This window comes from Fibrella rubiginis (genome assembly GCF_017353185.1).
In the GTDB taxonomy this organism is placed as follows: Bacteria; Bacteroidota; Bacteroidia; order Cytophagales; family Spirosomataceae; genus Fibrella; species Fibrella rubiginis.
In genome coordinates, this window is the sequence record NZ_JAFMYV010000015.1 from 94307 (window position 1) to 107907 (window position 13601).

Below are 13601 nucleotides of genomic sequence, written 5' to 3' on the forward strand. Positions count from 1 at the left end.
ATGGGCGCTGACAGCAATCATCCACTGTATGCGCAACTGCCGGAGTACACGCCCATATATACGAAATAGTTCATAAAGTAAACATAAATTATGCAGACAAGACAGCAGATGTATCGCCCGGTTTTTAGTGAAAAATAAAATTTACAGTACTTTTCTTAGTTATTTTATGTAAATAGTCGGGCTTATGCTCGGTTAATACTTAACTATAAAACTCTAATGCACCTATGAAAAATCTACCTCAAGTTACTACTTGCTGTGGATTGTCAATCAATGGGAGAGGACGACCTCTGCTTCATTGGTTGGCACTTCTGGTTTTTGCTGTCGTATGTACACTGCCGCTATCGGCAAGGCCGGTTGATATCACCATCAAAGGCAGAGTAACGGATGAATCGGGGGCTACACTGCCTGGTGTCAGCGTGGTGGAAAAGGGCACAACCAACGGTGCCAACACCAATGGCGACGGGCAGTTTACGATCAACGTGCGGAGTACCAGATCAATACTGGTATTTTCGTTCGTTGGCTACAAAGCACAGGAGGTGACTGTGGGCACCGAAACAACCCTCAATGTGTCGCTGCAACCCGGCACCGCCACGCTCGACGAAGTGATTGTGGTGGCGTATGGCACGCAGAAAAAAGCGACGTTGACGGGAGCCGTAGCGGCGGTGCAAGGCGACAAGCTGATTAAATCGCCCGCCGTAGACATGACCAATTCGCTGGCGGGCCGCCTGCCGGGTTTGGTGGTGATTCAGCAGAGCGGCGAACCGGGCAATGACGGTGCCTTGCTCCGCATTCGGGGTACCAATACGCTGGGCAACAGCAGCCCGCTGGTGGTGATCGACGGTATTCCGGATCGCGATGGCGGGTTAGGGCGTTTGTCGCCGCGCGACATCGAGAGCATTTCGGTGCTGAAAGACGCCTCGGCGGCCATTTATGGGGCGCGGGCAGCCAACGGGGCCATCCTGATTACGACCAAACGGGGCAAGACCGGCAAGCCCACCATTTCCTACGACTTCAATCAGGGTTTTGCGCAGCCAACGCGGGTGCCCCAAATGGCCAATGCGTTTGAGTATGCCAACATCATGAATGAACTGCCGATCTATAAAACCATTCCGTCGGGCGAGTGGGCAGCGGCCTGGAAGAGCATTCAAACCACTGGTGCCTACACGTCGCCCACGCCGGGTGTTAGTCCGCTGAGTGCCAACTACAGCCCGGAAGCCGTTAAAAAGTTTGCCGACGGTTCAGACCCCTGGCGCTACCCAAACACCGACTGGTTTGGCGATGCGTTTAAAACGTGGTCGCCCCAGTCGCGCCATAATCTGCAACTGCTGGGCGGAACCGACAACGTCAAGTACATGGCCTCGCTGGGCTACGTGAACCAGGATGGCTATTACAAGAACTCGGCAACCAGTTACCAGCAGTACAATTTTCGGATGAATCTGGACGCCAAAATCACGCCCTACATCAGTGCCAATCTGGGTATTATGGCCCGGCGTGAAACGCGGCGTTACCCCACCGAAAGTGCCGGTGCTATTTTCCGGATGCTGATGCGCGGGCGGCCTACCGAGCCGGAAGTATGGCCCAATGGCCTGCCCGGCCCCGATATTGAAAACGGACAGAACCCGTACGTGATCACCACCAACGCCACGGGCTACACGGACAACCCAACGGATTACCTACAAACGAACGCCAGCATCGACATCACGAACCCGTGGGTGAAAGGGCTGAGGTTGACGCTGTCGGGTGCCGTTGACAGAACCAGCACCACCACCAAAACCTGGCAAACGCCCTGGTCGCTGTATTACTGGGACAAGAAAACCTTTGAAGCCGACGGCGTGACGCCCAAGCTGGAAGGGGCCATCCGGTCGAACTTCAAAGACCCGCGTCTGACGCAGACGTATGGGTCAATTCTGAACACGAACCTGACGGCCATTCTGAACTACGACAAACAACTGCCGGGCGGTCACTCCCTGAACCTGATGGGAGGCGTGACGAAAGAAAACTTCCAGGGCGACAACTTCCTCGCTTTCCGCCGCAACTATATCTCGTCGGCGGTCGACCAGTTGTTTGCGGGTGGTTCGCTACAGCAAAATACGGGTGGTAGTGCCTATGAGCGGGCGCGCTTGGGCTATTATGGCCGGGTGCAATACAACTTCAAAGAGAAGTACCTGGCCGAAGTGCTGTTCCGCTACGATGGCTCCTACATCTTCCCGCAGGCCAAACGGTTCGGGTTCTTCCCCGGTCTGCTGCTGGGCTGGAACATCTCGAACGAGAGTTTCTTCAAGCTCCCGGCGGTCAACTACATGAAGCTCCGGGCCTCGTACGGGCAGATGGGCAACGACCAGGTGTTCTACAACAACCAGTTGCAGGAGTACGCTTACCTGCAAACGTTCGGGTTTGGGCAGTACCCCATCAACAGTGCCGTGGTGACTACGCTGAACGAGACGGTGCTGGCAAATCCCAACTTCACCTGGGAGCGGGCCAACAACTTCAACTTCGGTGTCGACGCTGGTTTGTTCAACAACCGGCTGGACCTGACGCTGGAATATTTCTACAATAAGCGCGATCAGATCCTGATTCAGAAGACGGGGTCAACGCCGGCTTCATCAGGAATTAACTCGCTGTTACCACCCGTCAACGCCGGGCGGGTTGATAACCGGGGCTTCGAGTTCACGCTGATGTACAACGGCAAGGCGGCTGGTCCGCTGCAATTCCGGGCGGGCATCAACGGTGGCTATGCGCAGAACAAGGTTGTGTTTATGGACGAAGTGCCCGGTGCCCCCGACTATCAGTTGCAGGAGGGTAAACCCATTGGTGCCTACCTCGCCTACAAATCCGCCGGGGTGTTCCGTGATGCCGCCGAGATCGATGCCAACAAGGTAGACTACAGCGGCGTAACGTCGAAGTTGATTCCTGGCGACATGAAGTTTGAGGACGTAAACGGTGATGGAAAGATTACCGCTGACGATGCTGTTCGGCTGGACAAGAGCCTTACGCCAACCCTCAACTTCGGCGCAACGCTGGATTTGCGTTTCCGGGGTTTTGACCTGAACATCCTCTTTCAGGGGGCTACCGGTGCCGCCCTGCGCATTCAGACCGAATCGGGTGATATTGGCAACTTCCTGAAATACAGCTACGACCACCGCTGGTCTATCGACAACCCCAGCAGCGTAGACCCCCGCCTGGCCAGTCGCGGCGACACATATTTCACGGGTGGCAACTTCGGCAACAACACGTATTACCTGTTCAGCAAAGACTATATCCGCCTGAAAAATCTGGAACTGGGCTACACCATTCCTGCGCGTCTGGTTCAGCGCACGGGCCTGAGCAACGTGCGGGTATACGTGAATGGCCTGAACCTGTTCACCATCGACAAAATGAAGGTTTACGATCCGGAAGCCACCGCACAGGGTGGGGTTTTCTACCCACAGTCACGCGTGATTAACACAGGTGTAAGTCTCTCATTTTAAACAACATACAGATATGAAACGTATTCTTCTGTCAATTGGTGTGCTGTCGCTGAGCATGGCACTGGGGCTGTCCTGCAAGGATGAGTTCCTGAACACCAAACCACTGGACAAAATTTCGAGCGATGCCGTCTGGTCCGATGGACCGCTGTCTGAAGCGTTTGTGTTTAACGTGTATTCCTTTTTGGGGTATGGCGGTTTTGAAGAGCAGGCGCTGGCGGCCTACACCGACGAGGCCATGTTTACCCACGCGGGCCGCAACATCAACTCCTTTACCGAAGGAGCCGAAACGCCCGGCACCATGGCCTGGATCAGCCCTACCTATGAGTGGGGCCGCATGTATCTGGCCATTCGTGAAGCGAACGTAGCCCTGGAGAAACTGCCCACAGCCACCTTTACAGACAAAGTGCTGAAAGATCAGCTACTGGGCGAATCGTATTTTCTGAGGGCTTATTATTACCATCAGCTAGTACGGTTCTATGGCGGGGTGCCGCTCATCAGCAAGCCCTACGGCCTGAACGAAGATTATAGTGTGGCCCGGAGCACGTTCGACGACTGCATTAAGTTTATTGTGGCCGATCTGGATAAAGCCGCTACGTTGCTCGATGGCAAAAAAATAGCCGATGGACGCGTATCGAAACTGGCTGCCCTGGCCCTGAAATCACGTGTGTTACTCTACGCCGCCAGCGATTCGCACGACGGCCCAACGGTCAAGGCCAAAGGGGGCGATCTGGGCAGTTATGCCAACCTGGACCTGATTGCCTACCCATCTGGCGACCGGGCTGCCCGCTGGCAGGCGGCCAAAACAGCGGCAAAGGCCGTACTGGACGCTGGTGCGGGCTACAAGCTGAACCTGGCCGCACCTGTGTCGGCGGCTGAAGGTAGAGCAAATTACAACGCTATTGCCATGGGCGGTAAGAGTGCGGCGGCCGACCCCAGCGCGGCAGTTGAACTGATTCTGCAACGGACGCACACCGCCTTGTATACGCAGGAGGACAACTGGCCGCTCGGTGGTATCCACTACGGCATTAACAACGGCCCGAACGGCTACCACAACTGGGCGGGTAATACGCCGATCCAGAACCTGGTGGATGATTACGAGATGATGGACGGGTCGAAGTTTGACTGGACAAAAGCCGAACACAAAGCCGACCCCTATGCCAACCGTGACCCGCGCTTCTACTCAACGGTTTTGTATGACGGAGCCACCTGGAAGCCCCGCCCGTCGGACGTGGCAACGCTCGATCCGGTCAACCAGGTACAAACGGGTTATTACGACGATGGCAGCGGTGGTAAGATCAATGGTATTGACACCCGCGAGTCGGCAGTAGAAAACTGGAACGGTAGCCGTACGCACTACTACACCCGTAAGTTTATTGACGCTGACCCTGGTGTGGCCGACAACCAGTCGAGCGCGCAGGTGGTGCCGTGGCCGTTTATTCGCTACACCGAGGTTGTGCTGAACTACGTTGAGGCAGCTATCGAAACCGGCGACGAAGCGTCGGCCAAGCAGTGGCTGAACAAAATTCGGTTCCGGGCGGGGATGCCCGCCGTTGCTGACGCCGGTGCCGCATTGAAAGCCCGTTACCAAAACGAACGGCGGATTGAGCTTGCCTACGAAGAGCACCGTTACCACGACGCCCGGCGCTGGCTCATTCCCGAAAAAACGGTGGGCCGGGGTATTAAAGCCATCAACGTTGATGCGAAGCTGAAGGCGGGGGCTACGGCAAACAAGCCTTATAAGTATGACAAGTCGAAGTACACGTACACCTACACGGTCGTGAACAATACTGAAAACGAAACCCGTGTGTGGAAAGACAAGATGTACTACCGCCCCATCAGCCGTGATGAGATGAAGCGCAATACCAAGCTGATTCAAAATCCGGGATATTAAAGGAAGTTTACTGTTTTCTGTTGTTTCGCTCGTTTAGTGATCCGTCGCGAAGCAACGGAAAACAGAAAACTCTTTTTCTTTAGAAGACGCTATTTCCCGATATTGGGGGGTAGCGTCTTTTTTTCTTGTACTATGCCCTTCCCGTTTAAATTAATGCGTCTGGTTTCGACGCTTTGCGTGTTGGCAAGCTTGCTAGCCTGCCAGGACAAACCCGAAACCGGCGATGATACCTTACCCGGCAGTTCATTGCCCGATGGACCGCCTCTCTTCACCGCATTATCTGCCGAACAAACGGGTATTGGTTTTCAGAACACCCTTACCGAAGGGTTGAACACCAACATTCTGCTGTACGAATATTTCTACAATGGCGGCGGGGTAGCTACCGGCGATTTCAACGGCGATGGCTGGATCGATGCCTACTTCACCGCCAACCTGAGCGACAATAAACTGTATCTCAACAAGGGCCACAAGTCAGGCGAATCCATCCAGTTTCAGGACGTGACCGAGGCGTCGGGCGCAGGCGGACGATCCGGACCCTGGAAAACTGGCGTAACCACTGTCGACATCAATGCCGATGGTAAGCTGGACCTCTACGTGTGTTATTCGGGCGCGTTGCCTCCCGAAAAACGCACCAACCAACTCTTTGTCAACCAGGGTAATGACACTGGCGGCGTACCTCATTTTGTGGATCAGGCGGCCACCTACGGTCTGGACCACCCCGGTTTTAGTAATCAGGCTTATTTCCTGGATTATGACCGTGACGGTGACCTGGACATGCTGCTGCTGAACCATAACCCCAAAAACCTGCCCATCCTGAACGAAGCCAGCACGGCAGAGATGCTACGGCTTGATGATCCTGAACGGGGGTTACGCGTGCTGAAACAAACTGCCGGGCACTTTGCCGACGTGACCCAGCAGGCAGGCGTAAACGGGTCGGCGCTGAGCTACGGCCTGGGGTTGGGGATTGCCGATGTGAACGACGATGGCTGGCTCGATTTCTACGTCTCCAACGACTATGCCGTGCCCGACTACCTCTACATCAACCAGCAGAACGGCACGTTTCGCAATGAGGTACAACGCAGCCTGGGGCACACCAGCCAGTTTTCGATGGGCAACGACGTGGCCGACGTGAACAACGACGGGCGGGCCGATATCTTCACGCTCGACATGCTGCCCGAAGACAACCACCGGCAGAAATTGCTGTTAGCCCCCGACAATTTCGCCAAGTTCGACCTCAACGTGCGGAGTGGGTTCTATTACCAGTACATGCGGAACATGCTGCAACTGAACGCAGGAAAGACAGGGGAGGGCACGTCAATCCCTCTGTTTTCCGAAGTGGGCCAGTTGGCGGGCGTGTCCAATACCGACTGGAGTTGGGCGGCACTACTAGCCGATTTTGACAACGACGGCTGGAAAGACCTTTTCGTGACGAATGGCTATTTCCGCGATTACACCAACCTGGATTTTATCAAATACATGGACGACTATGCCCAGCGCAAAGGTCGGCTGCAGCGCGAAGACGTATTGGAGATCATTGGCCACATGCCCGCCTCGAACGTGGTCAACTATGTGTTTCAGAACCAGAAAGGGGCCTCGTTCGCGAACCGGACGCAGTCGTGGGGCATAAACACACCTTCGAACAGTAACGGGGCTGCCTATGCCGACCTGGACAACGACGGTGACCTGGATCTGCTGGTCAACAACATTAATCAGCCCGCGTTTGTGTACCGCAACGACGCCGAAAAAAGTTCGCAACGGCACTTTCTACAGGTCCGGTTGACAGGGGCAGCGGGCAATACGCAGGGCATCGGCACCAGGGTAAACGTGTTTGCCAACGGGCTGCAACAGAGCCAGATGCAGACCCTGACGCGAGGGTATCTATCGTCGGTATCGCCGGTGATGCAGTTCGGTTTGGGCAGCGCGGCCACTGTCGACTCGGTGGTGGTGACCTGGGCGGCGGGCAAGCGGCAAACCCTGCGCCAGGTGAAGGCTAACCAGGTGATTGACGTGAACGAAAAGCAGGCTACCGATGGGCGAACCCGACCAGCAACGCCAGCCGCTTTTTTCACGCAGGTACCCTCGCCCGTCGACTATGCTGACCCGGTTCAGGCGATTAATGACTTCGACCGGCAGCCCCTGCTCACCCGTGAACTGTCGCACAACGGTCCCTGTCAGGCCGTGGGTGATGTAAACGCCGACGGCCTGCCCGACCTGTTTGTGGGGGGCGCCATGGGCCAGTCGGCGGGGCTGTACCTGCAACAGAAAGGTGGCCGGTTTGCCCGCCAATCTGTACCCGCGTTTGACGCCGATAAGGCCGCGCACGATGCCGCTGCGGCCTTTTTCGATGCCAACGGCGACGGCTCTACGGACCTCTACGTGGCCAGTGGCGGCTACCACAACCTGGCCGCTACCGATCCCCGGCTACAGGACCGGTTGTACCTCAACGACGGCAAAGGCCATTTCTCCAAAAGCCCCGACGCGCTGCCCCCCATGCCCACCAGCAAGGGCTGCGTGGCGGTGGGTGATGCAAATGCCGACGGTCATCCCGATTTGTTTGTGGGTGGCCGCGTGGTGCCGGGTAGTTATCCAGAAACGCCCGCGAGCTACCTGCTTGTTAACGATGGAAAGGGAAAATTCACCGATCAAACAGCTCAGTTAGCGCCTGATTTACAGCGAGTAGGCATGGTTACCGATGCCGCATGGGTAGATATGGACGGCAATGGAAAAGCCGAACTGGTGGTGGCGGGTGAATGGATGCCAGTATCAATTTTTGGTCAGGCGGGCGGGCGGTTCGTCAACAAAACCAACGCCCTTTTGGGTAAAGCCTACGTGGGCTGGTGGAATAAGATTACCGTTGGTGATGTCAACGGCGACAAGAAACCCGACCTGCTGGTGGGTAACTGGGGCGAGAACTCGCAGGTGCGGGCCAGCCCCAGTCAGCCGACTGACCTTTATTTTGCTGATTTCGACAAAAACGGCACTGTCGAACCCATTCTGTGCTGCTATATACAGGGCAAAAGTCATTTGTTCCTCACCCGCGACGAACTGCTGAACCAGATTGGCGGCTACCGCACCCGCTACCCCACCTACGCGAGCTACGCCGACGCGACGGTGAAGCAGGTATTTGACAGCGAAACCCTGTCGGCGGCGGGTCATCTGAAAGCAAACCACCTGCAAACTACTTGTTTTTTAAGCAACCCGTCGGGCCGGTACACGTTGGGTACGTTGCCGGTGCAGGCGCAGTATGCCCCCGTTCATACGATCACGCTCCTTGACGCTGACCACGACGGGCGGCAGGACGTGCTTCTTTGCGGCAACGATAGCCACGTTAAAATCAGGCTGGGTAAGATGGATGCCAACTACGGTGTGCTGCTTCGCGGCGACGGTCGGGGTGGGTTTAGCTATGTGGAGCAGCCGCAGTCGGGCTTTGGCCTGACCGGCGATGTGCGCAGTGTGACACAACTGAATGACCTGCTGCTGTTTGGCATTAATGAGCGAAAAATGGTAGCTTATAAACTCAAAAAGTAGCTGACCATGAAGCCATTATCGGGTTTGTTGCTCTTGCTGGGACTGTTGCTGGCTGTTGGCTGTCAGTCTGATAGGCCACCCCTGTCCGACGTTGGGGTGGCAACGGCCTGGGCCGACATGACCCTCTGGCTTACGAAAACTACCCCCGCCAACACGCCTACTTACGCCTCGCGGTGTCTGGGCTACATCGGCCTCACCATGTATGAGTCTGTTGTGCCAGGATATCCCGATTATCGGTCGCTGGCGGGGCAACTGAATGGCCTCAAGAGCCTGCCTCAGCCTGAACCGGGGAAAACCTATCACTGGCTACTGGCACTGAATGCCGGGCAGGCCCGCATCCTGAAACGACTCTATAACCAAACGTCCGACGCCAACAAACAGCGCGTTGATTCACTGGAGCAACTGGTTGCGCATCAAATGGCAGATACTGTTGATAGTGAGGTGGTTAATCGGTCTGTTGCCTATGGTCGGGCGGTGGCCGAACGCATCTTCGACTGGTCGAAAACGGATGGTGGGCACCGGGGTTACCTGCGGAATTTCGACAAGACAATGACGTACCCGGCGCACCTTGGCTGCTGGAAACCACCACTCTACGCGCAATCATTCAGCCATTATCCGCTGCATCCGCACTGGGGCCAAAACCGACCTTTTTTAGCGCAGGATGCCCAGTTGGCCCCGCCGACGCTCATTCCCTACAGCACTGACAAAGGATCACCCTATTTCAAGCAGTTTTTGCAGGTTTACCACAAACAGCAAACGCTTACCCAGACCGAAAAGGAAATTGCCATCTGGTGGAGCGACGACCCCGACGAGACCTTCACGCCGCCCGGCCACTCATACTACCTGGCTACGCTGGCGGTCAGACAAGCGAAACCAAGCCTAATTCGTTGTGCCGAAACCTACGCCCGCGTAGGCATGGCCGTGGCCGATGCGTTTATCAATTGCTGGAAATGGAAGTTTCAGTTTTTCACCGAACGCCCCAACACCTTTGTGCCGCAACACATTGACCAGCAGTGGGAATCGTTTTGGCCCGACCCACCTTTCCCCGCTTTTCCGTCGGGCCACGCCATACAGGCCGGTGCCGCCGCCACCGTGCTCACCGACCTGTACGGCCCCGCGTTTGCCTTTACCGATAGTGCCCACGCAGGCCGCAAACCCGACCGCCTGCGCCATACCGACTTCAAACCCCGACAGTTTCATTCGTTCCGCGAGGCCGCCCAGGAAATCGCCGATTCGCGGTTTTACGGGGGCATCCACACCCCGCAGGATAACCAGGCGGGCTTGGCAAAAGGTGATGCTATTGGATTGGCTGTCAATGCGTTGAATTGGAAAAAGTAATAGCGTGTTGTTGATGAGTTTGGCTACGCGTTGGTCGGCTACGCGAGTCATGCCCTTCGACAGGCTCAGGGTGACAGCCTATCTAAAGCAGCTCAGTGAGCTTGATTCAAGTTCTGTGTCACCCTGAGCCTGTCGAAGGGCACGACTCGCGTAGCCGACCAACGCGTGGCTACTCTAGTTTTCAACACACCAGCGCACCAGCCACCTCACTTCCTGCACCCCCCACCGTATATGCACCTGAAACGATTACTCACAATCCTGTGCCTTTTCACGACCCTTACCAAAGCGCAAACCCCATTTATCGACGTGACGCAGGCGGCGGGCATCAACCATCAGTTTCGGGTGTTTGAGGGGATGTTTGGTGGTGGTGCCTGCGTGCTCGACTTCGATAATGACGGTTACGAGGACGTCTTCCTAACCGGCGGCATGAATGATGACATACTCTACCACAACAACCGTAACGGTACTGGCAGGAAAACAACGTTTACCAACGTCTACGCCAAATCGGGCCTGACCGGTACCCGCAATTTCGTCACGCAGGGAGTCACCGCCGCCGACGTGAACCGCGATGGCTGGGTGGATTTGTTTATCACCACCATTACCACCAAAAACAAACGGCAGCCGCGCGGCGGACCGTCCATTCCCCGCGCCATGAACCTGCTGTACCTGAACAACGGCAACAGCCGCAACGGCGGACCGATCTTTCGCGACGCCACCAGGGAGTACGGGTTGGACCAACTACAATCTTTCAGTACCGGCGCCAGTTTCGGCGACGTCAACGCCGATGGTTATCCCGACCTGTACGTGGGCAATTACTTCCAGGAGTTTCGGGGCGAACTGAGCGTAATCAACGACGCCACCGTAGTGGGGGCCAACCAGATTGCCAAGGGATATTTGCTGATTAATCAAAAAGGCAAGTCGTTTGTAGACGCTTACGACGATTATGGCCTGACATACAAGGGGTTTGGTTTCGGCGGCGTCTTTACCGATATGGACAACGACGGTGATCAGGACCTGATCATCAACCACGATTTTGGGTATAAACGCACGCCAAACCTGCTGCTGGAGAATCAGTATTCGTCGAAAAAATTCGTGGACGTGGCCGAAGCCCGGAAGATGGACCTGGGCATTAACTCGATGGGTACCGCCGTGGGTGACTACAACAACGATGGCTGGATGGACTACTATTTCACCAACATCCGGTTCAACCAGTTCATGGTCAACGGGGGGGCAGGTAAGCCGTTTGCCAACCAGACACAGCAGGCAGGGCTGATGAATTTTGCCATTAGCTGGGGTGCCAACTTTGCCGATTTTGACCATGACGGCGACCTGGACCTGTTTGTTGCCAACGGCGATCTGAACCCTAACTGCGTACCCATGGCCGACTTCTATTTCGACAACAACAGCGGCCACTTCACCGACAATGCCCGCGCGATGGGCCTGAACGACTACGGCATTGGCCGAGGGTCGGTGGTGTTTGATTACGACAATGACGGTGATCTGGATTTGCTGGTGGTGAATCAGAAACCCGTGCTGTCGTACCCAACGGCTTCTGTCACGCACCTGTATCGCAACGATGCCGCCCATGGTAACTGGCTGAAAGTGACCCTACACGGCCTGGAGGCCGAAATGCACGGCATTGGCTCACGCATTGAGGTGGTGGCGGGTGGTCGGCATATGATCCGCGAAATAGACGGCGGCGCGTCGAGCCACATCTCGCAAAGCTCTACCATTGCCCATTTCGGTCTGGGCGCGGCCACCGTTGTCGATTCGATCATTGTGACCTGGACGGGCGGCAACCGGCAGGTGCTGACCAACCAGAAAATCAATGCATTGCTCACGATTACCGAAGTGCCCAAAGCCCATACATCACCCTGGATCTGGTTTCTGTTAGGCCTGGCAACAACCGGCCTCATCGTCTTGCTACTACAAAAACGGGCGCGACCGATTGCTCAGCCGCGCCCGTAAAATTTTATCCGTAAACCCTACAACCGCACAATCTCGGCGCCGATGGCATTCAGGCGGGTGTCGATGTGTTGGTAACCGCGGTCGATCTGTTCAATGTTGTCGATGATGCTGGTGCCGTTGGCCGACAGTGCCGCGATGAGCAATGATACCCCCGCCCGGATGTCGGGTGATGACATGCGGATGCCGCGTAGTTGCATGTGCCGACCCAACCCAACCACTGTGGCGCGGTGGGGATCGCACAGGATGATCTGCGCGCCCATTTCGATAAGTTTATCCACAAAGAACAGGCGGCTTTCAAACATTTTCTGGTGAATGAGTACCGTACCGCTGGCCTGAATGGCCGTGACGAGCACGATGCTGAGCAAATCGGGGGTGAAACCGGGCCAGGGAGAATCAGCTACGGTCATCATGCCGCCATCCAGAAACGTTTCGATCTGGTACAATTCCTGCGAGGGGATGTGAATATCATCGCCCCGGAATTCCATCTGGATACCCAGCCGTTTGAACACGTCGGGAATGATGCCCAGCTCCGGAATGCGGCAGTTTTTGATCGTCACTTCCGACTGTGTCATGGCTGCCAGGCCAATAAACGAGCCGATCTCGATCATGTCGGGCAGCATGGTGTGGTCCGTTCCGTGCAGTTCCGATACGCCCTCAATAATGAGCATGTTCGAGCCGACGCCCGAAATTTTGGCCCCCATGCGGTTGAGCATCTTGCTCAGTTGCTGAAGGTACGGTTCGCAGGCGGCGTTGTAGATCGTGGTGGTGCCTTCGGCCATAACCGCAGCCATAAGCACGTTGGCCGTACCCGTCACCGATGCTTCGTCCAGCAGCATATAGGCACCCTTAAGCTGGTCGCCTTCAACGCGGTAAAAATCACCGTCGTAATGGAATGTAGCACCGAGCTTTTCGAAACCCAGAAAGTGCGTATCCAGTCGGCGACGGCCGATTTTGTCGCCACCGGGGCGTGGAATGCGGCCTTTTTTATACCGCGCCAGCATCGGTCCCAGCAGCATCACCGAACCCCGCAGGGCCGCCGCTTTACTCTTGTAGGCGGGCGTGTCGAGGTAGTCCAGGTTCACATCCGACGCTACAAACCGGTATGACCCTTCACCGATTTTGGTGACCCAAACGCCCATGTCGCCCAGCAGGTCGATGAGTTGGTTGACGTCGCGGATATTCGGGATGTTGTGAATGGTGACGGGTTCTTTGGTCAGCAAAACGGCACACAGAATCTGCAATGCCTCGTTTTTGGCCCCCTGCGGCACTAATTCGCCCGACAGCCGCCGACCACCCGTTATTTTAAAAGAAGCCATTTTTTTGAATGTACAATGTATAATGAACAATGTACAATGCTCAGCGACAATGAATTAGCCCGGCGAAGGCATTGTACATTGTTCATTATACAT

6 protein-coding genes are annotated in these 13601 nt (G+C 55.8%); 5 read left to right on the forward strand and 1 reads right to left on the reverse strand.

Annotated elements, in window-relative coordinates; all coding sequences use genetic code 11:
- Positions 1-299 precede the first annotated feature (299 nt).
- The 5 genes from J2I47_RS23560 to J2I47_RS23580 all read left to right on the forward strand — a co-directional run bounded on the left by J2I47_RS23560 (position 300) and on the right by J2I47_RS23580 (position 12192).
- A complete protein-coding gene (locus J2I47_RS23560) occupies positions 300-3467 on the forward strand; it encodes a SusC/RagA family TonB-linked outer membrane protein (protein ID WP_310587726.1) in 3168 nt (1055 codons plus the stop codon).
- Positions 3468-3480: 13 nt separating this feature from the next.
- On the forward strand, positions 3481-5358 hold the full coding sequence (locus J2I47_RS23565; protein ID WP_207367074.1) for a RagB/SusD family nutrient uptake outer membrane protein: 1878 nt from the start codon (positions 3481-3483) through the stop codon (positions 5356-5358).
- Between the two features lie 132 nt (positions 5359-5490).
- Entirely contained in the window at positions 5491-8886 is a 3396-nt protein-coding gene (locus tag J2I47_RS23570; protein WP_207367075.1) for a VCBS repeat-containing protein, read from the forward strand.
- Between the two features lie 6 nt (positions 8887-8892).
- The gene (locus J2I47_RS23575; RefSeq protein WP_207367076.1) at positions 8893-10224 is read left to right on the forward strand and encodes a vanadium-dependent haloperoxidase; all 1332 of its coding nucleotides are present in this window, start codon (positions 8893-8895) and stop codon (positions 10222-10224) included.
- Positions 10225-10389: 165 nt separating this feature from the next.
- Positions 10390-12192: a CRTAC1 family protein gene (locus J2I47_RS23580; RefSeq protein ID WP_310587727.1), complete on the forward strand. Its 1803-nt coding sequence runs from the start codon at positions 10390-10392 to the stop codon at positions 12190-12192.
- 17 nt (positions 12193-12209) lie between these two features.
- Here the strand turns inward: J2I47_RS23580 and murA are convergent, their stop codons facing one another.
- On the reverse strand, positions 12210-13508 hold the full coding sequence (gene murA, locus J2I47_RS23585; RefSeq protein WP_207367077.1) for a UDP-N-acetylglucosamine 1-carboxyvinyltransferase: 1299 nt from the start codon (positions 13506-13508) through the stop codon (positions 12210-12212).
- Positions 13509-13601: the final 93 nt, after the last annotated feature.